The organism is Pseudomonas sp. P7548, from assembly GCF_013386585.1.
Classification (GTDB): Bacteria; Pseudomonadota; Gammaproteobacteria; order Pseudomonadales; family Pseudomonadaceae; genus Aquipseudomonas.
In genome coordinates, this window is the sequence record NZ_JACARO010000090.1 from 1 (window position 1) to 26,059 (window position 26,059).

Annotated in this window: 30 protein-coding genes and 1 pseudogene; 13 read left to right on the forward strand and 18 right to left on the reverse strand. The window is 62.8% G+C overall.

Annotated features, from left to right (window positions below):
* Positions 1-16: 16 nt before the first annotated feature.
* Positions 17-622: a pyridoxamine 5'-phosphate oxidase family protein gene (locus HX803_RS28350; RefSeq protein ID WP_178925363.1), complete on the reverse strand. Its 606-nt coding sequence runs from the start codon at positions 620-622 to the stop codon at positions 17-19.
* A gap of 20 nt (positions 623-642) precedes the next feature.
* Entirely contained in the window at positions 643-1,131 is a 489-nt protein-coding gene (locus HX803_RS28355) for an N-acetyltransferase (RefSeq protein ID WP_178925365.1), read from the reverse strand.
* A gap of 147 nt (positions 1,132-1,278) precedes the next feature.
* On the opposite strand from HX803_RS28355, the gene HX803_RS28360 reads away from it, so the two are divergent.
* Genes HX803_RS28360 through HX803_RS28375 form a run of 4 tightly spaced genes read left to right on the forward strand, consistent with a single transcriptional unit; the run spans position 1,279 to position 3,801 of the window.
* A complete protein-coding gene (locus HX803_RS28360) occupies positions 1,279-1,698 on the forward strand; it encodes a nuclear transport factor 2 family protein (protein ID WP_178925367.1) in 420 nt (139 codons plus the stop codon).
* A gap of 42 nt (positions 1,699-1,740) precedes the next feature.
* Positions 1,741-2,085 (forward strand): YciI family protein, encoded by a 345-nt coding sequence (locus HX803_RS28365; RefSeq protein WP_176998007.1) that lies wholly within the window; start codon positions 1,741-1,743, stop codon positions 2,083-2,085.
* Between the two features lie 34 nt (positions 2,086-2,119).
* Complete coding sequence (locus tag HX803_RS28370) at positions 2,120-2,596, forward strand: SRPBCC family protein (RefSeq protein WP_178925369.1); 477 nt, start codon at positions 2,120-2,122, stop codon at positions 2,594-2,596.
* Positions 2,593-3,801, forward strand: a complete 1,209-nt coding sequence (locus HX803_RS28375) for an RNA polymerase sigma factor (RefSeq protein ID WP_178925371.1) — start codon at positions 2,593-2,595, stop codon at positions 3,799-3,801. Before HX803_RS28370 ends, HX803_RS28375 begins: the two co-directional genes overlap by 4 nt.
* Positions 3,802-3,852: 51 nt before the next feature.
* Here the strand turns inward: HX803_RS28375 and HX803_RS28380 are convergent, their stop codons facing one another.
* Positions 3,853-4,578 carry an SDR family oxidoreductase gene (locus HX803_RS28380; protein WP_178925373.1) on the reverse strand — a complete coding sequence of 242 codons (726 nt, stop codon included), beginning with the start codon at positions 4,576-4,578 and terminating at the stop codon, positions 3,853-3,855.
* A 111-nt stretch (positions 4,579-4,689) separates the two neighbouring features.
* Between HX803_RS28380 and HX803_RS28385 the strand changes: the two genes are divergently transcribed.
* The gene (locus HX803_RS28385) at positions 4,690-5,532 is read left to right on the forward strand and encodes a LysR family transcriptional regulator (RefSeq protein ID WP_178925375.1); all 843 of its coding nucleotides are present in this window, start codon (positions 4,690-4,692) and stop codon (positions 5,530-5,532) included.
* A gap of 152 nt (positions 5,533-5,684) precedes the next feature.
* Here HX803_RS28385 and HX803_RS28390 read toward each other — a convergent pair whose 3' ends face one another.
* The gene (locus HX803_RS28390) at positions 5,685-6,539 is read right to left on the reverse strand and encodes a LysR family transcriptional regulator (RefSeq protein WP_178925377.1); all 855 of its coding nucleotides are present in this window, start codon (positions 6,537-6,539) and stop codon (positions 5,685-5,687) included.
* Between the two features lie 88 nt (positions 6,540-6,627).
* Here HX803_RS28390 and HX803_RS28395 point away from each other — a divergent pair, with 88 nt between their 5' ends.
* Positions 6,628-7,065 (forward strand): multidrug/biocide efflux PACE transporter, encoded by a 438-nt coding sequence (locus HX803_RS28395; protein WP_178925379.1) that lies wholly within the window; start codon positions 6,628-6,630, stop codon positions 7,063-7,065.
* A gap of 63 nt (positions 7,066-7,128) precedes the next feature.
* Here HX803_RS28395 and HX803_RS28400 read toward each other — a convergent pair whose 3' ends face one another.
* Positions 7,129-8,034, reverse strand: coding sequence for a LysR family transcriptional regulator (locus HX803_RS28400; RefSeq protein ID WP_176998000.1), 906 nt, complete (start codon positions 8,032-8,034; stop codon positions 7,129-7,131).
* Between the two features lie 50 nt (positions 8,035-8,084).
* Complete coding sequence (locus HX803_RS28405) at positions 8,085-8,843, reverse strand: SDR family NAD(P)-dependent oxidoreductase (RefSeq protein WP_178925382.1); 759 nt, start codon at positions 8,841-8,843, stop codon at positions 8,085-8,087.
* Between the two features lie 103 nt (positions 8,844-8,946).
* Between HX803_RS28405 and HX803_RS28410 the strand changes: the two genes are divergently transcribed.
* Positions 8,947-9,843 (forward strand): LysR family transcriptional regulator, encoded by an 897-nt coding sequence (locus HX803_RS28410; RefSeq protein ID WP_178925384.1) that lies wholly within the window; start codon positions 8,947-8,949, stop codon positions 9,841-9,843.
* Here the strand turns inward: HX803_RS28410 and HX803_RS28415 are convergent.
* The gene (locus HX803_RS28415; RefSeq protein ID WP_178925386.1) at positions 9,840-10,757 is read right to left on the reverse strand and encodes a LysR family transcriptional regulator; all 918 of its coding nucleotides are present in this window, start codon (positions 10,755-10,757) and stop codon (positions 9,840-9,842) included. The two genes, HX803_RS28410 and HX803_RS28415, sit on opposite strands and share 4 nt — an antisense overlap.
* Positions 10,758-10,887: 130 nt before the next feature.
* On the opposite strand from HX803_RS28415, the gene HX803_RS28420 reads away from it, so the two are divergent.
* The 3 genes from HX803_RS28420 to HX803_RS28430 are packed head-to-tail and all read left to right on the forward strand — an operon-like array spanning position 10,888 to position 13,553.
* Positions 10,888-11,646 (forward strand): 5-oxoprolinase subunit PxpA, encoded by a 759-nt coding sequence (locus HX803_RS28420; RefSeq protein ID WP_178925388.1) that lies wholly within the window; start codon positions 10,888-10,890, stop codon positions 11,644-11,646.
* A gap of 57 nt (positions 11,647-11,703) precedes the next feature.
* Positions 11,704-12,582 carry an allophanate hydrolase subunit 1 gene (locus tag HX803_RS28425; RefSeq protein ID WP_178925390.1) on the forward strand — a complete coding sequence of 293 codons (879 nt, stop codon included), beginning with the start codon at positions 11,704-11,706 and terminating at the stop codon, positions 12,580-12,582.
* The gene (locus HX803_RS28430) at positions 12,579-13,553 is read left to right on the forward strand and encodes a biotin-dependent carboxyltransferase family protein (RefSeq protein WP_178925392.1); all 975 of its coding nucleotides are present in this window, start codon (positions 12,579-12,581) and stop codon (positions 13,551-13,553) included. The genes HX803_RS28425 and HX803_RS28430 overlap by 4 nt, the downstream gene beginning before the upstream one ends.
* A 139-nt stretch (positions 13,554-13,692) precedes the next feature.
* Here HX803_RS28430 and HX803_RS28435 read toward each other — a convergent pair whose 3' ends face one another.
* From HX803_RS28435 to HX803_RS28450, 4 genes are all read right to left on the reverse strand, one after another.
* Positions 13,693-15,309, reverse strand: coding sequence for an inorganic phosphate transporter (locus HX803_RS28435; protein ID WP_176997993.1), 1,617 nt, complete (start codon positions 15,307-15,309; stop codon positions 13,693-13,695).
* Positions 15,310-15,540: 231 nt separating this feature from the next.
* On the reverse strand, positions 15,541-16,563 hold the full coding sequence (locus tag HX803_RS28440; protein WP_178925394.1) for a transporter: 1,023 nt from the start codon (positions 16,561-16,563) through the stop codon (positions 15,541-15,543).
* A gap of 156 nt (positions 16,564-16,719) precedes the next feature.
* Positions 16,720-17,892 (reverse strand): GAF domain-containing sensor histidine kinase, encoded by a 1,173-nt coding sequence (locus tag HX803_RS28445; RefSeq protein ID WP_178925396.1) that lies wholly within the window; start codon positions 17,890-17,892, stop codon positions 16,720-16,722.
* Between the two features lie 218 nt (positions 17,893-18,110).
* Positions 18,111-18,416 carry a PepSY domain-containing protein gene (locus tag HX803_RS28450; protein ID WP_178925398.1) on the reverse strand — a complete coding sequence of 102 codons (306 nt, stop codon included), beginning with the start codon at positions 18,414-18,416 and terminating at the stop codon, positions 18,111-18,113.
* Positions 18,417-18,570: 154 nt separating this feature from the next.
* On the opposite strand from HX803_RS28450, the gene HX803_RS28455 reads away from it, so the two are divergent.
* Entirely contained in the window at positions 18,571-19,434 is an 864-nt protein-coding gene (locus HX803_RS28455) for a sterol desaturase family protein (protein WP_178925400.1), read from the forward strand.
* On the opposite strand, the gene HX803_RS28460 is transcribed toward HX803_RS28455, so the two are convergent.
* Together HX803_RS28460 and HX803_RS28465 are read right to left on the reverse strand one after the other, a co-directional pair.
* Positions 19,426-20,103, reverse strand: coding sequence for an AraC family transcriptional regulator (locus HX803_RS28460; RefSeq protein WP_178925402.1), 678 nt, complete (start codon positions 20,101-20,103; stop codon positions 19,426-19,428). The two genes, HX803_RS28455 and HX803_RS28460, sit on opposite strands and share 9 nt — an antisense overlap.
* A complete protein-coding gene (locus tag HX803_RS28465) occupies positions 20,104-21,231 on the reverse strand; it encodes a glycerophosphodiester phosphodiesterase (RefSeq protein ID WP_176997986.1) in 1,128 nt (375 codons plus the stop codon).
* 232 nt (positions 21,232-21,463) lie between these two features.
* On the opposite strand from HX803_RS28465, the gene HX803_RS28470 reads away from it, so the two are divergent.
* Positions 21,464-21,787: a DUF2025 family protein gene (locus tag HX803_RS28470; RefSeq protein ID WP_178925404.1), complete on the forward strand. Its 324-nt coding sequence runs from the start codon at positions 21,464-21,466 to the stop codon at positions 21,785-21,787.
* A 136-nt stretch (positions 21,788-21,923) separates the two neighbouring features.
* On the opposite strand, the gene HX803_RS28475 is transcribed toward HX803_RS28470, so the two are convergent.
* Both HX803_RS28475 and HX803_RS28480 read right to left on the reverse strand, forming a co-directional pair.
* Positions 21,924-22,244: an antibiotic biosynthesis monooxygenase gene (locus tag HX803_RS28475; protein WP_178925405.1), complete on the reverse strand. Its 321-nt coding sequence runs from the start codon at positions 22,242-22,244 to the stop codon at positions 21,924-21,926.
* On the reverse strand, positions 22,241-22,948 hold the full coding sequence (locus HX803_RS28480; RefSeq protein ID WP_178925407.1) for a CTP synthase: 708 nt from the start codon (positions 22,946-22,948) through the stop codon (positions 22,241-22,243). Before HX803_RS28480 ends, HX803_RS28475 begins: the two co-directional genes overlap by 4 nt.
* Positions 22,949-23,028: 80 nt before the next feature.
* Between HX803_RS28480 and HX803_RS28485 the strand changes: the two genes are divergently transcribed.
* Positions 23,029-23,910: a LysR family transcriptional regulator gene (locus HX803_RS28485; protein ID WP_178925530.1), complete on the forward strand. Its 882-nt coding sequence runs from the start codon at positions 23,029-23,031 to the stop codon at positions 23,908-23,910.
* Between the two features lie 30 nt (positions 23,911-23,940).
* On the opposite strand, the gene HX803_RS28490 is transcribed toward HX803_RS28485, so the two are convergent.
* The 3 genes and pseudogenes from HX803_RS28490 to HX803_RS33255 all read right to left on the reverse strand — a co-directional run.
* A complete protein-coding gene (locus tag HX803_RS28490; RefSeq protein WP_176997982.1) occupies positions 23,941-24,459 on the reverse strand; it encodes a DUF1003 domain-containing protein in 519 nt (172 codons plus the stop codon).
* Between the two features lie 75 nt (positions 24,460-24,534).
* Positions 24,535-24,969 (reverse strand): methyl-accepting chemotaxis protein, encoded by a 435-nt coding sequence (locus HX803_RS33250; RefSeq protein WP_372339949.1) that lies wholly within the window; start codon positions 24,967-24,969, stop codon positions 24,535-24,537.
* Positions 24,970-25,083: 114 nt separating this feature from the next.
* Positions 25,084-25,854 (reverse strand): annotated as a pseudogene (locus HX803_RS33255) (PAS domain-containing protein); the annotation flags it as partial.
* Positions 25,855-26,059: the final 205 nt, after the last annotated feature.

Genomic DNA, 26,059 nt, shown 5'->3' on the forward strand with positions numbered 1-26,059 from the left:
CTCCTACAGGGGCGGGTCAATACAGGGTGGCCTTGACCCGCTCCGGCATCTCGCGGTCGTACGCCTCGGCATCAAACTGCCCGTCATTGAGCCGCTTGTGAAAGGCGCCGGCCGACGGCAGCGCCGAGCGGTCCAGGTGTTTTTCAGGGTTCCAGCAATCGGAGCGCACAAACGCCTTGGAACAGTGGAAATACGCGCTTTCCACCTGCACCAGCATCACCGACTTCGCTGGCTTGCCATTCACCGCAAAACTCTCCAGCAACCCAGGTTCGATGGAAATCTGCGCACGCCCATTCACACGCAACGTTTCGCCAACCCCCGGGATGATGAACAGCAAGGCAATGCGCGGGTCCTGCACCAGGTTGCGCAAGGTATCCAGGCGATTGTTGCCGGGCCGATCAGGTATCGCCAAGGTGCGCTCATCCACAATCCGCACAAACCCCGGCACATCACCACGGGGCGAAGCGTCCACACCGTCCGGCCCGGACGAACTCACCACCACCAGCGGCGAGGCGCGCACCATGGCCTGGTAATCCTCGTTGAGAAACGGGATCTCCTTGCGCACCGCCCGCTCGTGGGGGAGGCCGTAGAGGGTTTCGAGTTGTTCGAGGGTTGTCAGCATTTGCGCCACCTCCTTATCGTTCAAAAGACTAATGCCAGCCTGCGTTCATAGCCAATCCGCCCCTTATACGCTTCGCCACTGTCCACCCACCCGGCGCTCAGGTACAACCCCATCGCCGCCACATTGTCGGCGTCCACCGACAGCTCGATGCCCTTCACCTGTGGCCACGCGGCCAGCGCGGCGTCGGGCAGTGCCTGCAGGCACGCCTTGCCGAACCCGCGGCCTTGTTGCCCACGGTCCACTTGCAGTGCATGCAGCGTGGCGCTGTGTTCATCGGCCCAATGGGGCAGGCACGGGGGGCGTTTGAGCAGCAGGAAGGCTACGGGCAACTCGTCGGCGAGCAGGGCAAAGCCTTTGATGGCGCCGGGGTTTGGGTTGACCAGCAGGCTGTTCAGCGCGCAGTAGATGTCCCCGGAGTACGCCAGTTGCTCGGGGTGTACTTGCAGGGCGTCGAGCTGCTGTTTTTGCACGAAGCTCAGCGTCTCATAGGGGACGAGGCGGGTTTCCATCGGGGGCGCATCCGAAATCCTGCAAAGAGGGGTGGATTCTAGCGGGTTTGCCTGGGGCGAAATTATTTTTCAGCGAACTGTCGATTGCAGCGGGGGCCGTTCGACTAAGGGTGTCTTCCGTGATTTTCCACCCGAAGGAGTATCGCCATGAGCACTGCCATCACCACCCTGATCGATCAATGGAAGCAAGCCGTGCTTGCCCGGGATATCGACAAAATTGTCAGCTATTACGCCGACGATATCGTCTCGTTCGACGCCGTCACCGCACTGCAATTCAAGGGCAAGGCCGCCTATCGCGCCCATTGGGAGGAATGCATGAAGCATTGCCCCGGCCCGGGTATTTTCGAGTTTCATGAGTTGCGTATCGTCGAGGCACAGGACAGCGCCTTTGCCCACTGGCTGGCCCATTGCTGCGGTGCCGGGCCGGACGGCGTGGTGAAGGCCTGCTGGATGCGGGTGACGGCCGGTTATCAGCGCATCAACGGCCAGTGGCGCGTGGTGCATGAGCACTGGTCGGCGCCCTTCGACATGCTAAGCGGTACCGCACTGTTCGAGCTGGAACCCTGATCGCCGGGGACTATAGTGGATAAGCCGAAAACGGAGGCACCCATGAAATACCTCTGCCTGATCTACAGCAACGAACAGGTGCTGCACACCTCGCCCGACAGCCCCGCAGACCCGGAGTGTCTTGCCTACGCCCAGGCCATCCAGGCCAGCGGGCGGATGCTCGCCGCCGAGCCGCTGGAGTCGGTCACCACGGCCACCACGGTGCGCATGCGCAATGGCAAGTTGTCGATTACTGACGGGCCGTTTGCCGAAACCAAGGAGCAACTCGCCGGGTTCTACCTGATCGAGGCCAAGGACTTGAACGAAGCGATCCAGGTGGCCGGCGGCATTCCGGCTGCGCGGGTCGGCAGTGTGGAAGTGCGCCCGGTGCGCCAGTTGAATCTCTGAACACAACAACCACAAGACTCAGGAGGTTTGCCCCATGACCACCCAACCCGCTGAATTTGAACTGTCCATCAGCCGCTTGATCGACGCCCCGCGCAGCCGCGTGTTCCGCGCCTGGACCGAGCCCGCCTTGTTGCAACAATGGTGGGGGCCCCACGGCATGACCACCCCCGAGTGCGAAATGAACCTGTGGGTCGGTGGCCTGTTTCGCACCCTGATGCGCGCACCGGACGGCGCCGAATACCCGACTCAAGGCGTGTTCCTGGAGATCGAAGCGCCCAGTCGCCTGGTATTCACCGATGCCTATGCGCCGGGCTGGATCCCTTCGGGCAAGCCGTTCATGACGGCCGAAGTCACCTTTGAAGAGGTCGATGGCAAGACCCTCTACACCGCCCGCGCCATGCACTGGAGCGAGGCCGACAAGCAGGCCCATGAAGCCATGGGCTTTCACGACGGCTGGGGTCAGAGCCTGGACCGCCTGGTGACGCTGGTGACCCAGGGCATGCCCGATTGACCGCGCAGGTCGAGGCCATTTACCGCAGCGAATCACGCCGCGTACTCGCGACGCTGATTCGCCTGCTGGGTGATTTCGACCTGGCCGAGGAGGCCTTGCACGAGGCGTTTTTTGTCGCCTTGCACCGCTGGCCCGAGGACGGCGTGCCGGACAACCCCCGCGCCTGGCTGGTGTCCACCGGCCGTTTCAAGGCCATCGACCGCCTGCGCCGCCAGGCGCGGTTTACCCCCTTGTTGCAGGAGCAGGCCGACGCACTGGAAGCGGCTGAGTGGAGTGCCGAGGACGTGGAAGACGACCGCCTGCGTTTGATCTTCACCTGCTGTCACCCGGCGCTGGCGGCCGACGCCCAGGCAGCGCTGACCCTGCGTGAGATCTGCGACCTCACCACCGAGGAAATCGCCCGCGCGTTCCTGGCCACCCCCACCACCATCGCCCAGCGTATCGTGCGTGCCAAGGGCAAGATCCGTGAAGCTCGCATTCCCTATCAAGTGCCGTCCCTGGCCGAATTGCCTGAGCGGCTGGACAGTGTGTTGCGGGTGATTTACCTGGTGTTCAACGAAGGCTATTCGGCGTCCATGGGCGCTGATCTCACCCGTGAAGACCTGACCCGCGAAGCCATTCGGCTCGGTCGTTTACTCATGGAGCTGCTGCCCGAACCGGAAGTCATGGGCTTGCTGGCGCTGATGCTGCTGCACGAATCCCGCCGAGCGGCGCGCACCTCGGCAAGCGGTGAGTTGGTGTTGTTGCATGAACAGGACCGAGGGGTGTGGGATACCGCCCTGATTGCTGAAGGCTGCGCGCTGGTGGAGCAGGCGTTGCACACACGGCGTTTCGGCCCGTATTGCCTGCAGGCAGCGATTGCGGCGGTGCATGCCGAAGCGCCTTGTGCCGATGAAACCGACTGGTTGCAGATTGTCGGACTCTACGATGTGTTGCTGCGGGCAGTGCCTTCGCCGGTGATCGAACTGAACCGCGCCGTGGCGGTGGCGATGGGGCAGGGACCGCTGGCGGGTCTGGCGTTGGTGGAGGGGATTTTGCAGCGTGGTGAATTGCTGGATTACCACTTGGCGCATTCGGCGCGGGGGGAATTCTGTCGACAACTGGGGCGTGTGGACGAGGCGCGCACGGCGTACGAAAAAGCCCTGTCGTTGACCCAGCAAGCCCCAGAGAAACACTTCCTCCAGCAACGCCTGCAAAACCTGTAGGAGCCGGCTTGCCGGCTCCTACATTGATCGGTGTTGTTTGTGCTTATTGGGTCACGGCTGCTGACGCGTGGCCGCCAACACGATCTCGCGAATGCACACGTGTTGCGGTTGCCCGTAGGCATAGGCAATCGCCGAGGCCACGTCATCGGCGCTGAGTACGGTGCCGCCCATGTCCTGTTTCCAGGCCTGGTAGCCGGTCTTGATCGCCTCGTCGGTGGTGTGGCTGAGCAGCTCGGTTTCTACAGCGCCCGGAGCGATGGTGATCACGCGTACATTGCTCGGCGACAATTCTTCGCGCAGGTTCTCCGAAATCCCGTGCACCGCGAACTTGGTGCCGACGTAAGCCACATGGTTCGGGAAGGTCTTGCGCCCGGCCACCGAACTGACGTTGATGATGGTGCCACCCTTGCGCGCCACCATGCTGCCGGCCACGGCGTGAATGCCATTGAGCAGGCCTTTCACGTTGACGTCGAACATCTGCTCCCATTGCGCCGGGTCCTGTTCGCTGACTGCGCCCAGCAGCATCACACCGGCATTGTTGATCAGCGCGTCAGCCGGGCCGAATTGCGCTTCGGCTTCCTTCACGGCCGCTACCAGGGCTGCGCGGTCGGTGATGTCCACGCCACGCGCCAAGGTGTTAGGCAGGGCCAGGTCATTCAGACGATCGATGCGCCGCGCCAACAGCAGCAGCGGGTGACCGGCGGCTGACAGCAGGCGGGCAGTGGCTTCGCCGATACCAGAACTGGCACCGGTGATGATGATCAATGGCTTGCTCATGATTGCACTCCTGGAATAAGAAAAATCGATATCTGAACCGTGGGCGCAGTATATTTAGCGTCAGCGAGGCTGAAAAATGCCTTATTTCTCTGTCTGTCATCGGATAAAGCTATGGATGTGCGTCACCTCAAGGCCTTTCTCGCGGTGTTCGAAGAACGCAATATCACCGCGGCTGCCCAACGTTTGTTCATCAGCCAGCCGACGCTGTCGGTGACCATCAAGCAGTTGGAAGACGAGCTGGGCGTGGCGTTGTTCGTGCGCCAGCCACGGGGCGTGGAGGTCAGCGCCGAAGCGCGGGTGCTGTACCCGCAGGCGCGGCGCATGGTGGCCGAAGCCGATGCCTTGAGCCGACTGTTTCGCGGACGCGAAAACCGCATCGCCCTGGAGTTGGGCGTGGAAGGCGACATTGCCGACAGCCAGATCGAAACCTTCCTGCGCATGGCGCACCAGGGGTTGCCGGGTTTGTTGCTGACGCTGCAGGAAGGCTGTGAGGGAGAAGGGCGTCTGGCCGTGGAAGAAATGTGCTGCGAGGACGAATTGTTCCTGCCGATCTGGGAAGAGTCCTACGTGATGGCGCTGCCGGCGGCTCATCCCATGGCGCAGGCGGGCAAAGAACAGGCGTGGGCGCCGATTGAAGACTGGATCACCTGCCCGCAGCACGACTCCCACCAGCGCTTGATGGCGCTGTACGGCCGCTCGCCGCAGGCGGTGGCCGGGCATGCCGGGTCGTTGACCCAGGCGTTGCACATGGTGGCGGCGGGTGTGGGCGTGGCGATGTTGCCGCAGTCGCTGGCGGCCGAGCGCGCCGGGGTGGTGATTCGTGAGTGGCACCTGCCGGCCCCGACACGCCGCGTGGGCCTGTGCTTTGCCGCGCAGGCGCTGGAATTGCCTGCCTTGCGCGCCTTGCACGAATACTTCCAGAACAACCGTCCGCCACAACGCTCTGCCGCCTGACCTCGTTCTAAAGGCCAACACAGCTCAAATGTGGGAGCTGGCTTGCGTGCGAAAGCGGCGTGTCAGCTAGCATTTGATTCGACTGACACACCGCCTTCGCGGGCAAGCCCGCTCCCACAGGTTGATCTTCATTGTTTATTGGCGAGTGTTTGTTATTCGAGCATCTTGCCAAGCAACCACCCACCCGCCGGCCCAGGCGGATGATGCCGTGACCACAGCGCATCCACCGCCACCGAGCGCGGCCAGCTGCGCGCCTTGAGCTCCACCAACTGGCCGCCATCAAAACGCTCCACCAGCCAGCGCGGCAAAGGCGCCCAGCCAAACCCCAACTGGGCCATTTCCATCAACATCAAGTAACTGGGTGCCGACCACACGCGACCACTGGGGCGGGTCTCGGTCGGGTTGATGATGCTGGCCAGGCGCAATTCGCGGTGTTGTTGCAGGGTGTCGGCGCAAATATTGTCCAGGCTCGCCAGCGGGTGTTTGGGCGCCACGTACAGCGCGATTTCTGTACGTTCCTCGACCGGTGCACCGGTGAGGTCGGGCGGGTAGACGTCCTGCTTTTCAATAAACGCAACGTGAGCCCGGCCGCTTTGCACCAGGGCGATCAAGTCTTCGCATTCGGCGATCAGGCATTCGAGCTCAAGGTCCGGGTAGCGCTGTTCAAAGGCTTTGAGGGCAATCTCGAAACGGTCCGATTGGTAGGTGTCGGACATCGCAATCGTCAGCTTCGGCTCCAACCCCTGGGACAACTGGCTGGCAGCCAGTTCCAGGCGGCTGCTGGCTTCCAGCACCTGCTCGGCACGCAGCAACAGCACATGGCCGGCCGGGGTCAGGGTCGGCTTGCGGCTGCTGCGGTCGAACAGCTCCACATCCAGGTCAATCTCCAGGCTCGCCACCGCCGCGCTGACGGTGGACTGGCTCTTGCCCAGCTTGCGCGCCGCCGCCGAAAACGAGCCTTGAGTGGCCGCCTGTACAAACGCCTGCAGCACTTCGTTGGAGGCCATGACTATCGCCTTGATCGATGGTTATTAGTTATGAAGTATCGAGCAGGGGAGTAATGATGGCAACCGTCGCCACTCACGGAGCCGGGTCATGAACCCCACCAAATCGATGACTGAACGCGTTTGCCAAGCCCTGGGTTTTGAAGGCCTGGCCTTGTTGATCTGTACGCCGCTGCTGGTCTGGATCACCGGTCGGCCGGCCTTGGAAATGGGCGCGGTGACCCTGGGTATCAGTGTGCTGGCGCTGACCTGGAACATCATTTTCAACAGCCTGTTCGACCGCCTCAAGGTGCGCCTGCAACTGCCCACCAACAGCTGGACCCGCGTACTGCACGCGCTGATGTTTGAAGGCGGGCTGATCCTGGTGTGCGTGCCGTTGATTGCGATGTGGCTGGGCATCAGCCTGCTGGAAGCCTTTATCCTCGACATCGGCGTGCTGCTGTTCTTCCTGCCGTACACCTACGTGTACCACCTGGGGTACGACATGATTCGGGAAAAAATCCTGCAACGTCGCACACTGGCGCTGTAACTGCCGGACACGCCCCCTGTAACCACCGGACACGGACCTGTAGGAGCCCGGCAAGCCGGGCTCCTACAGGGGGGTGAGTGTGGCCACGAAATCGAGGAAGGCCCGCACCTTGGCCGCAGGCAAATGCCGCGACGGGTAGTAGGCGTACAACGGGAAACGCTCGTCGGGCCAGTCCGGAAACAACTCCACCAGGCCACCGGCCTTGAGCGCCGGTGCCAGGCCCAGGTCGAGCATCTGTGCCACTGCGTGCCCGTGTTCGCACACGCTGTACAGGGTGCTGGCGTCGTTGACCACCAGGCGCCCGCTGGTGCGCACGGTCAGGCGCTCGCCGGGGCGATGGAATTCCCAGGCGAACGGGCGGCCGGTTTGCGAGTCGCGAAAGTCCAGGCACATGTGCCCGGTTTCCAGCGCCTGTGGATGAGCAGGGCGGCCATAGGTTTCAAGGTAGGCAGGGGAGGCGACGGTGAGCACGCGCACTTCCATCAACTTGCGCGCGATCAGCGAGGAGGATTGCGGGATGCCAAAGCGAATCGCCAGGTCAAACCCGTCGGCCACCAGGTCGCCGAGTTGGTCGCGGGTGTGCAGGTCCAGTTGCAGTTGCGGGTAACGGCGCATGAAATCCCCCAGCACCGGGCCCAACACCAGCCGCGAAAAGTACGGGTCGATGTTCACCCGCAGGCGCCCGCGCACGGTCAATGCGCTGTCGGCGGCGGCGCTGGCGGCCTCTTCGAGGCCGGCCAACAACGGGGCGATTTCCTGGTAGAAACGCCGGCCCTCGTCGGTCAATTGCACCGAGCGGGTGGTGCGGTCGAACAGGCGAATCCCCAGGCGTTTTTCCAGCCGGGAAATCGCCCGGCTGACCCCCGACGGCGTCATCTCCAGGCTGTCGGCGGCACGCGCAAAACTGCCCATGTCCACCACGGCCGCCAACACGCCCATGCCGCCAGCCAAGCCTGGATCAAAACTCATCGGTGATTGCCTGTCAGTGATCTGAAGGCATTGATGCTAGCGCAGAACGCTTACAGAAACATGCCGCCCGAGGCTTCGATGCGTTGCCCGGTGATCCAGTTGCTGCCATCGGCCAGCAGGGTCGAAATCGCTCCGCCAATATCGTCGGGCAAACCGGCGCGGCCCAGCGCGGTGTTGTTCGCCACCATGGCATTGACTTGCGGGTTGTCGCGCACCGCGCCGCCGCTGAAGTCGGTGGCGATGGCACCCGGGGCCAGGGTGTTGACGGTAATCCCCCGTGGCCCCAACTCCTTGGCCTGGTAGCGCGACAGCACTTCCACCGCGCCTTTCATCGAGGCATACGCCGAATACCCCGGTAGGCTGAACCGCGCCAGGCCGCTGGAGATGTTGATGATGCGCCCACCATCGCTGATCAGCGGCAGCAGTTTTTGCGTGAGAAAAAACGGCGCCTTGAAGTGGATGGCCACCAGCTTGTCGAACTGCTCTTCAGTGGTCTCGGCAAAGCTGGCATGGGCGCCGATACCGGCGTTGTTGATCAGAAAATTGAAGTGATCCTGTGCGAACACAGCCTTGAGCACACGGCCGACTTCGCCGACAAAGTGATCGAAGGTGCCGCTGTGGCTCACGTCCAGCTGCAGCATGGCAGCGCGGCCGCCCAGGGCCTGAACCTGCTCGACCACCGCTTGGGCCTCGGCCGCAGCGCTGTGGTAGGTGCCGATGATGTCGACGCCTTGTGCCGCCAGGTGCAGCGCGGCGCTTTTGCCCAGGCCACGGCTGGCGCCGGTGATGAGTGCGATTTTGCGGGTCATGGTGCAGTCCTCTGAATGATCGTGGGACTGAGTGTATTTGTCCGCCTGTAACGTGATAAACAGGGCTATCCCGGAATCACTGGCCGGCTGAGGCGAACAATCCATGAACAAACTTGAGCTGCTGCGCACCTTCGTGCGGGTCACCGAACTGTCGAGTTTCACCGGGGCTGGCGAAAGCCTGGGCCTGCCGCGTTCCACCGTGTCCGAGCATGTGCAGGCCCTGGAAGAGCTGGTCGGCGCACGCCTGTTGCAGCGCACCACCCGCAAGGTGCAAGCGACCCAGGATGGCCGGGTGCTGTATGAGCGCAGCAAGGATCTGCTGTCGCACATGGAAGAGCTGGAAGGCTTGTTTCGCCAGGACGAAACCCAACTGGCCGGGCGCATCCGCGTGGACATGCCCAACGTGATGGCCCGGGGCATGATCCTGCCGCACCTGCCGTCGTTCATGGAGCGCCACCCGCTGATCGAGATGCAGATCAGCAGTTCGGACCGCCAGGTCGACCTGATCGCCGAGGGGTTCGATTGTGTCTTGCGCGTCGGCGCCCAGCCCGATCAAACCGTGGTGGCCCGCAAGGTGTGCAGCATGCTCATGGTCAACTGCGCGAGCCCGGCCTACCTGCAACGCTACGGCACGCCCAGGACCCTCGACGACCTGGCCGACCATCAACTGGTGCACTACGTGCGGCCACTGGGCGCACGCTCCGGGGGCTTCGAATACCTGCAGGGCAACAAGGTGCAGCGGGTGGCGATGGCCGGGCGCGTCACCGTCAACAGCACCGATGCCTACCAAGCCGCCTGCCTGGGCGGTTTTGGCATCGTCCAGGTGCCGCTGCTGGGGGTGCGCAGTTTACTGGCCAGTGGCGAGTTGGTGGCGGTGCTGCCGGAATACCAGGCGCCGCCGATGGATGTGTCGTTGCTGTATGCCGGCCAGCGCCATTTGCCCTTGCGGGTGCGGGTGTTCATGGAGTGGTTGACCACCACCCTGCAGGCCCATCTTTAACGGCGTGCCGACAATTGCTGCGGGGCCAGGAACGCATCGTGGAAGTAATCGCGGAACGCCTGCATGGCCGGGGTAAATGCACGTTCGCGATGCCAGGCCAGGCCGACGCTCATGGGCGTCACCGGGTCGGTGACGGTCAGCGTTTCGATGCGCTTGCCTTCCAGGGACCAGGGGCGGTGCACCAGATCCGAGAGAATCGCCACGCCGCTGCCATTGGCGACCATGCTGCGCACCGCCTCCACCGAGCTGGTGCGCAGGCGCACATTGGGCGCCTGGCCGGCCTGTTCCCAATAGCGCATGGCGCTGTGTTCGGCCTCGTCGACGGTGAGCAGGATGTAGGGTTCCTGCGCCACATCCGCCAGGCTCACCGCATCGCGCTCGCACAGCGGGTGATGGCTGGGCAACCACAGGCGACGCTCGGAGTTGAAGAGGATTTCGGACACGATGGCCGGGTGGGTGAGGTTGGCGGTGAGCACCACGGCCATGTCGAACTGGCCGTCGAGCAGCCCTTGTTCGATGGCCTGGCGTTCCTGTTCGAAGACCTTGATGGTCACGTCCGGGTGCCAGTGTTCCATGCGTTGCAAGTGGTGCGGCAGGAAGTAACCCAACACCGTGTAGCTGGCTGCTACCCGCAGCACGCCGCTGGCGCGGTAGTCGGGCAGTGGGCTGTTCAGGGCGTCGTCCACGCTGCGCAGGATCACATAGGCGCGGTTGAGAAAGTGTCGCCCGGCGTCGGTGAGGTTCATGCCCTGGGCCGAGCGCACGAACAGCTGCACGCCGAGCATGGCTTCCAGCTCCTTGATCGCCGTGGTCACTGCCGACTGGGAGATGTTCAGGTGAATCGCCGCCTGGGAGATCTGGCCGATTTCGGCGGTGGCCACAAAATAACGGACTTGGCGCAGCGTCAGGGACATGCCGCATTCCTCGTAGGAGGGGGTGATGGTGGTATCTGATTTTCAGAAGATGGATCATCTGATAATAGATCTTCCCAAGGGGTCAAGCTGCGGCCTACTTTTCCAGCATCACTTAGGCGGAGCGACTTCGATGCAGGCAGTGGATTTCAACTCGGACATGGGCGAAGGCTTCGGCCCCTGGACCATCGGCGACGGCGTCGACGCAGAGCTCATGGCCTATATCAGCTCGGCCAACATCGCCACCGGCTTCCACGCCGGCGACCCCGGCACCATGCGCCGCACTGTCGAGCGCGCCAAGCAACTGGGCGTGGCCATCGGCGCGCATCCGGGCTTTCGCGACCTGGTCGGCTTTGGCCGTCGCCACATCAACGCGCCGGCCCAGGAACTGGTGGACGACATGCTCTACCAACTCGGCGCCCTGCGTGAAATCGCCCGTGCCCAGGGTGTGTCCCTGCAACACATCAAGCCCCACGGCGCGTTGTACATGCACCTGGCGCGTGATGAAGAAGCGGCGCGGTTGCTGGTGCAGAACCTGCAACGCATCGAGCCGACGCTGTTGCTGTACTGCATGCCCAACTCGGTGATCTGGCGCATCGCCAAGGAGCTGGGGCAGCCGGTGGTGCGCGAATTTTATGCCGACCGTGAGTACGATCTGAGCGGCTCCATCGTGTTTACCCGCAATGTGCGGGCGCTGGATCCTTCGACCGTTGCAGCACGCGTCCTACGGGCATGCCAGACCGGACTTGTGCGCACTGTAGAAGGCGAAGACCTGTTCATCGAATTCGATTCCATCTGCCTGCACAGCGACACCCCCGGCGCGCTGGAGTTGGTGGAAGCTACCCGTGAAGCGTTGGACCGCGCCGGTATCGCCGTCAAAACACCCCAATAAGAACGATCTCCAATTTTTTTCGCCTGCCTTTCTACAATGATTCCAAGAGGAACAGACATGGCTGAAACGTCCCCCATCCGCTACAGCTTCGGCGGTGATGAACACCTGTTTGCCGAGGTCAGCGACAGCATGTCCCTGGAGGCCTTTTTCAAAGGCATGGCCGTGACCCGCGCCGTGGAGCGCCTGGCGCTGGAAGGCGTGCTGGACGTGTGCCTGGCCAACGCGTCGTTCCAGATCCGCTTCGACCCCGACCGCATCGCGCCCCATGTGCTGCTCGACGCGGTGCAAACCGCCGAGGCCCAAGCCGTGGCCGAACGCACCTTGCACACGCGCATCATCGAAATCCCGGTGCTCTACAACGACCCCTGGACCCATGAAACCCTGATGCGTTTTCGCGACCGCCATCAAGACCCCAGCGGCACGGACCTGGAGTACGCGGCGCGCATCAACGGCCTGGCCGATGTGGAGGCGTTTATTGCCGCCCACAGCGGTGCGCCGTGGTTTGTGTCGATGGTGGGGTTTGTGGCGGGCCTGCCGTTCATGTTCCAGATGGTCGAGCGCGAGCGGCAATTGCAGGTGCCCAAGTACCTGCGCCCGCGTACCGACACGCCGAAACTCACCCTCGGTCATGGCGGCTGCTTCGGTTGCATCTACTCGGTGCGCGGGGCGGGTGGCTACCAGATGTTCGGCGTGACCCCGGCACCGATCTACGACCCGGCGCAGCAATTGGCGTACCTGAAGGAACACATGGTGTTCTTCCGCCCCGGCGACATCGTGCAGTTCAAACCCATGGACCGCGACGCCTATGACCTGGCAGTGGCCGAGGTGGACGCCGGGCGGTTCGACCTGCGTATCCGCCCGGTGGAGTTTTCCCTCGATGCGTTTCTCGCCGACCCCATCGGTTATCCCAAATCCCTGCAGGAGGCGCTGGCATGATCAAGGTGCTCAAACCCGGCCTCGCCACGTCCGTACAGGACCTTGGCCGCGAAGGCTATTACCACCTCGGCATCCCGCCCTCCGGTGCGCTGGACCAATACGCCTTGAGCGCGGCCAACCACCTGGTGGGCAACCCTATCGGCGCGGCCGCGCTGGAATGCACCTTGATCGGCCCCGAACTTCAGTTCCAGCAAGACGCGCTGGTGGCACTCAGCGGCGCTTTGATGTCGCCGCGCCTGGACGGTGAAGTGGTGCACCAGGACACCGCCTTCCAGGTGCGCGCCGGGCAGGTGCTGCGCTTTGAATTCCCCAAGGCCGGCGCCCGTACTTACCTGGCGGTGGCCGGTGGCATTGACGTGCCGCTGGTGCTCGGAAGCCGCTCGACCTACACCCTTGGCGCCCTCGGCGGGTTTCAGGGGCGACGCCTGCAGGAAGGCGATGAATTGCCCATCGGCCAGGCCAGCGGCAGCGGGCGCGCCGGCAACAGTTTGCCCATGGCCCTGCGCCGCTCGGTGGGCGGTGACGTGACCCTGCGGGTGGTGCCGGGGCTGTATTACGAGCGCCTGACGGAGGGTGCCAAAGGCAGCTTTTTTGCCGAGCCCTGGACCGTGGGTTCCGAGGCGGATCGTATCGGCTATCGCTTCAAGGGCGGCAGTGCGCTGAGCTTCCAGCCACGGGAGCAGCCGTTTGGTGCGGGGTCGGACCCTTCGAACATCGTCGACAGTTGCTACCCGATAGGCTCGATCCAGGTGCCGGCCGGCTTGGAGCCGATTGTGTTGCACCGGGACGCGGTGTCGGGCGGGGGCTACGCGATGATCGGCACGGTGATCAGCGCCGACCTGGATTTGATCGGGCAGATGCAGCCGAACCAGCGGGCGGGGTTTGTGGCGGTGACGCTGGAGGAGGCGTTGGAGGCGCGGCGGATCTACAAAAAACGCTTAAAAGCGATGGCTGGACTCTTCAATCACTGACGAAATACATAACCAATGTGGGAGCTGGCTTGCCTGCGAAGGCGATCTTTCAATCAACAATGCTGTTGAATGTTAATCCGCTATCGCAGCGGTGCGGCGATCCGACAAGCCAGCTCCCACATTTTGGGGTGGTGTTGGGTCAGAACAGTTTGGTGAACAACCAGTACAGGCTGCCCGACAACAGGATCGCCGCCGGCAACGTCAGCACCCACGCCATCACCAGGTTACGGATGGTGCGCATCTGCAAGCCGCCGCCGTTCGCCACCATGGTCCCGGCCACGCCGGAGGACAACACATGGGTGGTCGAGACCGGCAACCCGTACATGTCCGCCGCGCCAATGGTCAGCATCGCGACCATTTCGGCCGAAGCGCCTTGGGCATACGTCAGGTGAGTCTTGCCGATTTTTTCACCCACCGTCACCACGATGCGCTTCCAACCGACCATGGTGCCGAGGCCCAGGGCGATGGCCACGGCGATCTTCACCCACAGCGGGATAAAACGCGTGGAGTTGTCGATCTGGTCCTTGAACAGCTTTAGCTTGCCTTGGGTGTCGGCGTCGAAATTGCCGACCTTGTCCTTGTCCATCAGGCGGATGGTTTCGCTGGTCAGGTACATGTCGTTACGCACGTTGCCCACCGCTTCCGCCGGCACTTTGGCCAGGGAGCCGTAGCCTTTCACTTCATCACCGATCTGGCCGGCGAGGGCGGCGAGGGCCGGGACCAGTTCCGGGGTGGCTTCCTTGGTGCGCACGTAGGTCGAGAGAATCGGGCGCGGGTCACCGGGCAGCACTTGCGGTGCACTTTTCACCAAGGCCACTTGGGTCACTTCGGCCACGGCGGCAAACTGCAGCGACTGCTCGGCCGGCATGGTGCGGTTCAGCGCGTAGGCCATCGGCAGGGTGCCGACCAGGATCAGCATGATCAGGCCCATGCCTTTCTGGCCATCGTTGGAACCGTGGGCGAACGACACACCGGTGCAGGTGGCGATCAGCATGCCGCGGATCCACCACGGCGGCGGGGTGTCGCCCTTCGGTGCCTTGTACAGCGAGCGGTTCTTCACAAAGGCGCGCAGGGCCAGCAACAGCAGGGCGGCAAACACAAAGCCGATCAGCGGCGACAGCAACAGCGCGTAGCCGATCTTGATCGCCTGGCCCCAATCCACACCGCTGGTGCCGTCACGCCCGTGCATCAACGCATTGGCCACGCCCACGCCGATGATCGAACCGATCAGGGTGTGCGACGACGACGCCGGCAAGCCCAGCCACCAGGTGCCGAGGTTCCACAGGATCGCGGCGATCAACAAGGCGAAGATCATCGCGAAACCGGCCGACGAACCCACCTGCAAGATCAACTCGACCGGCAACAGGGCAATGATGCCGAACGCCACGGCGCCGCTGGAGAGCAGCACGCCGAGGAAGTTGAAGAAACCCGACCACACCACCGCAAAGTGCGGCGGCAGCGAGTTGGTGTAGATCACCGTCGCCACGGCGTTGGCCGTGTCGTGGAAACCGTTGACGAACTCGAAGCCCAAGGCGATCAACAGCGCCACGCCCAGCAGCAGGAACGGGGTCCAGGTGGTGACCACCGTGCCCAGCTCGTGCATGTCGTGCATCAGGCTGTAGGCGGTGAACAACAGACCCATGGCGAGCACGGCGAAGAAGATGATTACCGTCAGCAGACCGGGTTTCTTGTCCAGCCGGGGTTTGGGGTCGGCGGGTGAGGCGGTGTTGGAGGCAGTCAGGGAAGGGGTGGCCATGCCGGAGCATCCAGTGTGGGGAGGATGTCGTTCATGATCATTGCAGAATGTTACAGAGATGCTGCGGTATGTCAGTGTTTAAGGAATTGGGGGTGCCACCTGTCCAATAAACACCGCAGAACCAATGTGGGAGCGGGCTTGCTCGCGAATACGGTGTGCCAGTCAACTTATCTTTAACTGACAGATTGCATTCGCGAGCAAGCCCGCTCCCACCTTTGACTGCATTCCAGGTCAGTAATCTTTGCGCTTGCGGAACGCCCAACGCCCGGCAATCAAGGTAAAGGTCGCCACCAACGCCACCAGGATCCAGAAACCTTCCGGGTCGGTGGAGAGCGGCACGCCGCCCACGTTCATGCCGAAAAAGCCGGCAATGATGTTGATCGGCAGCGCCAATACCGTCACCACGGTGAGGGTGAACAGCGTGCGGTTGCTTTGTTCGTTGAGGTTGGCGGCGATCTCTTCCTGCAACAGCTTGATGCGTTCGCCCAGCGCCATCAGGTCGTTGATGATCAGCGCAAACTCCTCGGTGGATTTGCGCAACTCCTTCACGTCTTCCTTTTGCAGCCACTGCGGCGGGCGGTTGAGCAGGCGCAGCAGCGAGCCCGGCTCCAGAGCCAGCAGGCGTTGCAGGCGCACCAGCACCCGGCGTGCGGCGCCCAGCTCAGCGCGGTTGGTGGACAGTCGTGAAGAGAGTAACTGGTCTTCGATATGGTCGACGCTGATGCTGGTCTTGCGCACGATCTGGGTCAGCACTTCGCCCTGGTCGCGCAGCAGGTGCACCAGCAGTTCCAGCGGCGAGCGGAAGCGTTCACCGGCTTTGACCGACGAGCGCAATTTATCCACCGAGTGCAAGGGTTGCAGGCGCGCGCTGACCAGCAAGCGGCTGCGGGCACACACCCACAGCGTGGAAATGTCCGACGAGACCATGCTGCTGAAGTTGAACACCACGTCGTTGACCACCGCCAGCAAGGCGGCGTCAACGTGTTCAATCCGGGTGGAGCGCGAGCCTTCGTGCAAGGCTTCGAAAAATTCGTCCGGCAGCGACAGGTGGGTCTTCATCCAGCGCTCGCAGGCAGCGTGGGCCAAGTTCAGGTGCAACCAGAGGAATTCCTCCGGGTCTTGCGGCGCCTGGAGGGCCGCCAACGCGGTGGCCGAATCGATCTGCTCGCCCTTTTCACCGGGCCGAAAACGAAAACCGTAAAGCAGGCCAAACAGATCGGGATCTTGATGGCCGTGGTCGATGCTGTGGTTCATGGAGGCTCGCAGAGAAAGCGCCTGTAGGACGTTTCACAGGTTCGCGTGGGCGAATCATTGCAAGGAGATTTGACAGTTTTGTGACGACTTGCGGTTTGTTTCGTTGCGGTGACATTTTGTTTACCGCAAGGCGTGGCGTGCCGAAGCCGCGCCTGATCAGGCGATCGGCAGACTGAAGCTGAACACCGTGCCGTGCTGCTCGCTAGTAGTGACGCTCAACTCACCGCCGTGGGCATCGGCAATCTGCTTGACGATGTACAACCCCAGGCCCAGACCGGCCTGGGGCGTGTCGATGATCGGGCGTGAGTAGGGCTGGAACAACCGAGGCAAGGCCTGCTCGTTGATCTGCCCGGCGTTCTTCACTGTCAGGGTGAAGTGCTGGTGTTCGACCTGCGCACTCACGTACACCGGGCTGCGCGGGTGGCCGTGGTGGATGGCGTTGGCCACCAGGTTGGAGAGCAATTGCGCCAGCCGGTCACGATCGCCGTACACCCCGCGCAGGTCGCCGATATCGGCGTGGATCAAGCGTTGCGGGTGCACGCTTTGCACTTCGGCCACCACCTGGTGCAAGGCCTCTTGCAGGTCCTGGCAGTCGCTGCAATGCAGCGGCAGGCCGCTGCCCATGCGGCCTCGGGCAAAATCGAGGACGTCTTCGACCAACTGCGCCGCGCGTTTGCCGCTGGCGAGAATGTGCTGCACCAGTGGGTCGGTGGTGGGGTTGGGGTGTTTGCGCAGCAAGCGTTCGGCACCGAAGTTGATGGCGAACAGCGGGTTGCGCAGGTCGTGCCCGAGTACGGCAATGAACTGCTCGCGCAACTCGGCAGTGCCGCGCTCTTCCAACAGCTCGGCTTCAGTCTGTTGCTGGTTTTCTTCGGCTTCTATTTGCAACGAGAGCAGGCGGGCGAACGATTCCATGGTCGACTGGATCGTACTGCTGCGCAGTTGCGCAGGGTTGGGGTCGAGGGCGCAGATCGTGCCGAAGAAGCGTCCGTCGGTACGGAACACTGGCACGGAAATGTAGCTTTCGAACACGTAGAGACGTGGGGTGTGGTGATTGCAATAGACCGGGTCTTCACTGGCCTTGTCGATCACGACGGACTCGTGGGAGCTGCGGATTTCGTGGCAAATGGTGGTGGTCAGGTCCAGTTCGCTGCCGACGCCGAGCCCGAAGTCCAGCTTGTCGAGCACGGCGCAGGCGGTCCAGTGGTCGTCAGTGACCCGGGCCACGGCGGCAAAGCGCAAACCGGTCATGTCGCTGATGACCTTGAGCATCGCGGGCACGGCGCTGATGCGGCCAATGGTGGCGATGTCGGCGGCTTTCTGCCCCATGCAATACCTCCATGTGCAAGGCGGTGGTCTGTAGCAGGAAGTCTAGCGACCTTGTGGGCGTAGGTGTCATTTTTGTAGTGAGCGGGCTTGCCCCGCGCTGCGGTGTGTCAGGTTGACCGAGGCGCGGTGTGTCAGGTAGATCGCGGCGCGGGGCAAGCCCGCTCACTACAGCAGGCATAAAAAAACGCGCCATTTGGCGCGTTTTTTTGAGGGGTAACTCAGGTGTCTTGCTTGTTTTCCAGCACTTCGCCGGTCTTGGCGTCGAGCTTCACGTCCCACTTCTTGCCGGTGGTATCGGTCAGGTCTGCTTCGTAGACCAGGCGACCGGCTTCGCGGTCCAGTTCGGTGTCGGTGATGGTGGCGCCTGGGTGTTTGGCCAGGGCGGCGGCGTTGAGTTTTTCAAAAGCCATCACGTCGCCAGACTTAAGCAGGCTTGGAATCTGGTCCGGGCGCACGTCGGCTTGTGCCAGGCCAGCAGTCAGGGTCAGGGCGGTGGCGGCGAACAGGGCGGTCAGGGTTTTCATGGTGTGTTTCCTTCTTCGGTGAGCTGTTTAAGTGGGATCAGGTTATCCAGCGCAACTTAATTCACCCTTAATTGATTCAAACCGTTGCGCCGTTTGTTCAAGCCACCGATTTTGCTGGCTTTCATGCTGGGGGCTCACTTGAAGGGAGACTCGAATGAAAACGTGTGTGAGCTGGATCTATGCGCCACTGTTCCTGTTGGGCTTTATCGGCCTGGGCCTCTATTGGCCAGGCTGGCTGGTGCTGATATTCGTGGCGGCGGTGGCCGTGTCATTTCTGGCCGAGCAATGGCTGCCCTATGAACCGCAGTGGAACCGCAGCCTGGGCGATCGTCGACGGGACACGCTGCATGCATTGGTCAACGAAAGCCTGAACGCCGTGGGCCTGTTGATCCTGCCGGGGCTGACCGCGCTGCTGGCCTTCGACGGGATCTGGCCGCGTGGCTGGGCCCTGTGGGAGCAACTGCTGCTGGCGGTTGTGCTGGCCGACGCCGGCATCACCCTGATGCACTACGCCAGCCACCGCTTCGCCGCGCTCTGGCGGTTGCACGCGGTGCATCACAGCGTGGAACGACTCTATGGCTTCAACGGGCTGATGAAGCACCCCTTGCACCAGATGCTCGAAGCGACGGCAGGCCTGCTGCCGTTGATCTTGATGGGCATTCCGCTGGACGTGGCGCAGTTGTTGGCCCTGGCCATCGCCATCCAGCTGTTGTTGCAGCATTCCAACGTGGACATGCGCCTGGGGCCGCTGCGCTGGGTGTTTGCCTGGGCGCCGGTGCATCGCTTCCACCACATGAAATATGGCCGGGCCGGTGATGTGAATTTCGGCTTGTTTTTCAACCTGTGGGATGGGCTGTTGGGCACGGCGTTTTATCGCGAAGGTTATCGCATGGGGCCGGGCGACCTGGGCATCGGCAGCCGGCCGGACTTTCCGGTGGCGTATGGCGCGCAATTGCGTGACCCGTTTATGACGGTACGGATGGGCAAAGAGCCTGTGTTGCCGGAAGCGTTACGCTAAAAGCCGCACCTGCAATTGGCGCAACGAGGCGCCAGCGGTAACGCCGAACAGCTGCTTCATGGTGCGCGAGAAGTGCGCCGAGTCGGCAAAGCCTGCACCGTGGGCGGCTTCGGTGAGGCTGCTGCCCGCCAACGCCAAGTGCAGGGCCACGCGCAAACGGCGCCACAGTACCAGGCGCCGCACCGGCAAGCCCAATTGCTGAGTGAACAGGCGTTCCAGCTGGCTCAGTGACAGGTGCGCCGCGTCGGCCAGGGCCTGAGCGCTGACCTTGCCCGTCAGATGCTGATCGAGGGTGTACAGGGCGCGCGCCAGGCGTGGGTCGTCTAGCGGTTGCCGGGGGAGCTGGCGCAGGTGGGTGTCGAGCGTTTCCAGGGACGGCTCGGTGAGTTCCAGCAGTGACTGCAGGGGCTCGATCGCAAAGGCGACGGGTTCGGCGTACAGCACCAGCACTTCATCGTCGGCCTGGAGAATGGCGTGGGACTGGCGCGAAGGGATCAACAGGCGATGGGCCGTGATCACACGGCCATCAAGGCCGACCGTGAAAGGCCGGCCCGTGCAGAACATCAACTGATGGGCGTAGTGCCCATGGGGCGCAGTGCGCCCCAGCTGGCCGAGGATCAGGCCGTAGTCATGCCCCAGCCACAGGCGGCCTGACCATTCGGGCTTCACTCAGTAGCCATTGTCCTTGAGCAGGTCCTGCACGCTCGACGACGGCCAGCGCTTGTAGAACTTCAGCAGTTCGGCAGCGCGGTTGGTGAAGATGCCATCCACGCCGGCCTTCATGACTTTTTCGAAGTCCACGGGCTCATCCACGGTGTACACATGCACCAGCAGGCCCTTGTCGTGGGTCAGTTGGTTCATTTCAGGCTTCACCAGGTCGGTGTAGCTCTGGTCGCCATGGTTGGTCAGCTCGGCCGAGGGGCCGGTGCCGATCGCGCCCAGGCTCTTGGCTTCGTCCACCCATTTTTCGAACTCGGCGGCGTCCTTCGGCTCCTGCTTGGCGTAGTAGGCGGCCTTGGTCGCTTCGCCGGACTCGGCGAAGGTCTGGGTGGATTTAGGCTCGATGCTGCCTGCACCGACCCACAGCAGCAGGATTTTTGGGGTGTTGGGCATTTCTTTCTGCAGCTCTTTCAAGCTGTCTTTTTCAAACGTCTGCAGCACCACGCGGCCCTTGCCCTGGCCGACGCCGGTGTTGCTCTTGCCCAGCTTGGAACCGGCGGAGCTCAACCAGCCCTTGTCCAGCAGCTTGTTTTTCAGGTCGGCCTCGATGCCCGGGAATTGCTTGGGTTCCTTGGTCTCGATGTACAGGCCGGGTTTGTGCTGCGGGTTGCCTTCGGCAATCTTGATGATTTCGTCCAGGCTCTGGATTTTCAGGCCGACGAACGCCGGGCGGGCGCGGTCCGGGTAGGCTGCGTTGAACCAGCTGCCAGCGTCCAGGGTGCGCAGTTCGGCCCAGGTGAACTCGTTGGCGGGGGCGTCTTTGCGGTCCGGGAATTTGGTGGCCACGTCGGTGGTGCGTTGCAGGTTGTTGTCGTGCAGGGCGAACAGCACGCCGTCCTTGCTGCGTTGCAGGTCCATTTCCAGGTAGTCGGCGCCCAGGTCGCGTGCGACCTTATAAGCAGCGGCGGTGGACTCGGGGGCGTCGTAGGAAGCGCCACGGTGGGCGATGACGGCAGGGTAGGGAATGCCTTCGTTTGTCGCCAGTTCAGCCGGGCTGATCGGGGCTTCAGCCTGTGCCTGGCCGAGGCCGAGCATCAGCGCGAGCAGCAAGGCGCTCTTGGTAAACGTGACAGGCATATGCGAAGTCCTTTCGTGGAGGTAACTTTGAGAAGGCGTCCTTTTTAACAATTGATTGCGAAAGGCGCTATCACCAAACCGACATTAACGTGCGCAGGCTCCATTTTTCTCGGTTTTTTTATGCGGTGTTGCAGTAGGATTGGCCGAAGACGCCCCGTTAGAGGGCAGTCATTTCTGCCACGCGTGTAAACCATCTTTCCAGTCCCAGTGGGACTTTTCAGTGAGGTTTACCATGCGCATCACGTCCGAACTTATCTGCCAGGCCGCCGACGGCCTCCACGGCTTTGTCGGCCTGAACCGCAAGACCGGCCAGTACATCGTACGTTTCAGCGAAGACGCCTTCGGCATGGACGTCGCCGATGACGGCATCATCCCCTCCGCCGAATTTGTGTGGCTACCGGCCGCCGATCACGCCATGACCCTGTCCCGGGAGCGCATCCAGCTGCTGATGGATCAGAACATCGACGACCGCATCAACATCACCGAGCCGCTGCGGGTGTACATGCGGCGGGTGGAGATCCCGCAGATCAGTGCGATGCGCAGCCTCGTCAGCTAGGCGTCACCTTTTTTCAGCCATGTGAAGGGCTAAATGTGGGAGCGGGCTTGCTCGCGAAGGCGCAGTGCCAGCCACTGAATAGTTGACTGATCCACCGCTTTCGCGAGCAAGCCCGCTCCCACAAAGGGTTGGCATTTTAATTTTGGAATGTGTAGGCGCGTTCGACTTTGCACACGCGGGTTTGAAACGCCGAGTACCAGGTGGCGCGGCCTTTTTCACGTACCACCTGGTGTTCGGCCTGCTGTTTCCACGCCAGGATCGCCGCCTCGTTGCTCCAGTACGACACGGTGATCCCCAAACCATCCTCACGCGCCGACTCCACCCCGAGAAACCCCGGCTGTTCGCGGGCCAGTTCCAGCATGCGCGCCGCCGCCTGGCCGTAGCCGTTATCGCCCTCGGTGCGCAGCGAGCTGAAAATCACTGCGTAGTAGGGCGGGGCCGGTGTGTGGGCGATCATGCTGACACCGCCTGGCAGGCCTTGAGCAGGGCAATCGCCAGCGGCGGTGTGATGCCTTTGAGCGCGGTGCGTTCGGGTTGGAACAGCGTGGCGACGAAAAACGGGTGGTCCAGCAGTTCCACGGCGCGCAGGTCACCGGCCGAGTCGTGCCCGCTGGGAATCAGGTCGCCCTCCAATAGTGCGGCGGTGAATTCGGGGTTCATGCCATAACGGCAACGATAGCCTTCATGGAGGTCGAGCGTGCCATAGGCTTCGGCGATACGCGTGTAGGGCGCCAGGCGCACCGTGTCGATCGCCTCCACCAGCGCGCAGGTCAACGGCGCGATCACCGCGCGTTTGGCATCGGGCGCCAATTCGCCATGCTCGGCGTCCGCCCAGCCCAGTGCGTTGCGGGCGTATTCCAGCACCGCATGTTGAAAACCACCGCAGGTCCCGAGGAAAGGGTGCTTCTGTTCGCGGGCAAAACGGATGGCGCGCAAGGCACCGTCCGTGTCGCGATAGGGGCTGGCGGGCACGCACCAGAAGCCATCGAAACCGTGCAAGGGCGCAGTGGACGTCAGGGTGTCGGTGTCCAGCCACTGGAAATGGACGGTCACGCCCAGTGCTTCTGCGGCCAGCTTCAGCGCCAGGGGGATTGCCTGGTGCGCGGTGACGCTGGGGTCGTGGTCGCCGATCAAGGCGATGTGCAGGGTGGTGGCTTTCATCAGGTACGTCCCATGGCTTGTTGTGTCCTGGGGCGCACTATAGATTGGCGTTCATGCAATCAAAATTGGCGTTTGCCCACATGCTCAATGCAGCCGCGCACTATCAAATCGACTATCCCGACTTATCCTTGATCCTCGCCCTGGTGCGTGGCGGCACCTTGGCACGGGCCGCCGCGTTGTTGCGGGTGGACGTGTCCACGGTGTTCCGCGCGGTGCGGCGGTTGGAGGCTTCGCTGGGCCAGACGCTGTTTGAAAAAAGCCGCGCTGGCTACCTGCCTACGGGGTTGGCCAGCAGCCTTGCACAGCAGGCCGAGCGGGCGGAGCAAGCCCTGGAGGCAGCGCGTGTTGGTGTCGAGCAGGGCGGGGAGGTGATCAGCGGCACGGTGCGGCTGACGTGCACCGACTCGGTACTGCAGGGCTTGCTGCTGCCGGCACTGGCGCAATTCATGCCCGAGTACCCGGCGCTCACGCTGGAGCTGAGCACTTCCAACGACTTCGCCAACCTCAGCCGGCGCGATGCGGATATCGCCTTGCGCCTGACCAAGACCCCACCGGAGCATCTGGTGGGGCGGTGCCTTGGCGCCGTGGCCTATCAGGTGTGCGCCAGCCCGGCGTTTGCGCAACAACATGCGGGCCGGGAGTTGGCGGAACTGGCCTGGATCGCGCCAGATGATTTCCTGCCTGATCATCCTACGGTGGTTTGGCGCCGCGAACACTTGCCCGGTGTGCGTCCCAGTTATCGTTGCAACAGCATGTTGTCGGTGGCCGAGTTGGTGCGCGGCGGCATGGGAGTGGCCGCGTTGCCGGACTTTTTATTGGGGGATGACCTGCAACCGCTTGGCCCGGTATTGACTGGGCATGACACGGCGCTGTGGTTGCTTACGCGGCCCGATTGCCGGGCGCTGCGTTCGGTGGTCACCTTATTTGACGAGCTAGCCCGACATGTACGCTGCTCACTGTAGGAGCCGGCAAGCCGGCTCCTACAGGTGACGTTAGGGCTTGCGCACAAACTGCTCATGCATTTCGCAGGTCAGGGTCTCGATGCGTTCGGTCAGTTGCTTGGTCATTTCGGTCAGGCGGGTGTTCTGTTCCAGCAGTTCCAGCAACTGTTTGGTGGTCTGCGCTGCTTGGGCCTGGCGTTCGGTGTTCGCGATGGCCAGGGCTTCGCGGTGTTGCGCGTCGGCGTCGGATTGGGCCTTGTCGCGGGCGGCCTGGCGGGTCTGCGCCAGCAGGATCAGCGGCGCGGCGTAGGCCGATTGCAGGCTGAACGCCAGGTTGAGCAGGATGAACGGGTACACGTCAAAGTGCGTGATGCCGGTCATGTTCAGCACCACCCACAGCACCACGATCGCAGTTTGCGCGCCGAGGAAGGTGGGGGTGCCAAAGAAGCGTGCGAAGGCTTCGGCCTTGAGGGCGAAGGTGTCGTTGCCGAAGGTGGGCGCCAGGTGGGCGTGGCCTCGGTGGAAACGCAGGTGGTCGACGGGGGCTGTGTCTGGCTTGTCGGGGGTCATGGCGGGCTCGAATCCTTGGCATAAGACAGTCAGCACTATAGACCGGGCCCCCGGGCCAGACACATGAAGATCGGGTCAGTTGCTGCCCCTTTCGTTGGCGAACGCGCTCACAGCCTGCACGGCCTCGCTGGTGCCTTCGCGGATCTGCAGGATCACCGTGCCGGCGCGGTTGGCCAGTTCCACGCCTTGCGCGGCGCGGTCGCGGGTGCCATCCATGCTGTCGATGGCTTGGCGGGTTTCATCCTGGATCATTGCGATCATGCTGGAAATTTCCGCCGTCGACCCGCTGGTGCGTGCCGCCAGTTGCCGGACCTCATCGGCCACCACCGCAAAACCTCGGCCTTGCTCGCCGGCGCGGGCGGCTTCGATGGCGGCATTGAGGGCCAGCAGGTTGGTCTGGTCGGCGATGCCACGGATGGTATTGACGATGGCGGTGATCTGCTGCGAACGCTCGCCGAGCTTAGCGATCAGTTGCGAGGAGCCGTCGATGTCAGCGGCAATGTCGCGCATGCCGCTGGCGGTTTGCTGGATCACGTCGGCGCCTTTTTCAGCGATGTCCCGGGTGTTGAGCGAGATGTGGTAAGCCTGGGCCGCGCTTTGAGCGTCGGCAGCATGTTGTTGCACGCGGGCCGTCACGTCGGAGGCGAACTTCACCACTTTGCACAGGCGCCCGCTGGCGTCGTACACCGGGTTGTAGTTGGCTTCCAGCCATACGGTCTGGCCGTGTTTATCGACGCGCTCGAACTGACCGTTGAACAGCTCGCCCTGGTTCAAGCGTTTCCAGAACTCGGTATAGGCCGCGCTGTTGGCCAGCTCCGGCTTGCAGAACAGGCGGTGATGCTGGCCCTGGATCTGCGCCAGGCTGTAGCCCATGCGCTGCAGGAAATTCGCGTTGGCCGTGAGGATGGTGCCGTCGAGGTTGAACTCGATCACCGCCATGGCGCGGTCGATGGCACCCAGCTTGGCATTGGCTTCGCTTTCGGCCTGCAGACGCGGGGTGACATCCATGGCGTACTTCACCACTTTGATCACCTGGCCTGTTTCGTCGCGCACGGGGTTGTAACTGGCTTCCAGCCACACCGAATGACCGTCGCCGGCGACCCGTTCAAAGGTGCCGGACTGGAACTGGCCGTTGCGCAGCTGCGTCCACAGCTGGTTGTACTCGGCGCTGCGGGCAAAGGCCGGGGTGCAGAACATCCGATGGGGCTGGCCCAGGATCTGCTCGGCGCGGTAGCCCAGGGTCTTGAGGAAATTGTCGTTGGCCCGCAGCACGGTGCCGTGCAGGTCGAATTCGATCACCGCCATGGAGCGCTCGATGGCCTCCAGCAGGCTGGCTTGTTGGGCATTGGCTTGTTGCAGGGTGTTGAGGGCTTTCTTGTGGGCGTTGAATAGCATATTCGAGGGCTCGGGCAACCACGCGACTTGAGGTATCCATGACGATCGCCTGCCCCCGTACGGCCCATGGCCTTACGGTTGACGTGCTCATTGCCAGCTTCCTTGTGCTGACAGAGGGAGTGGAACAACGGGGTGAGAGTCGCGCGAGCTGTCAGAAGTTCTGCCCCAAGGCGGGGCTTTCAGCAGAAGGCGACCAATGGCGGCA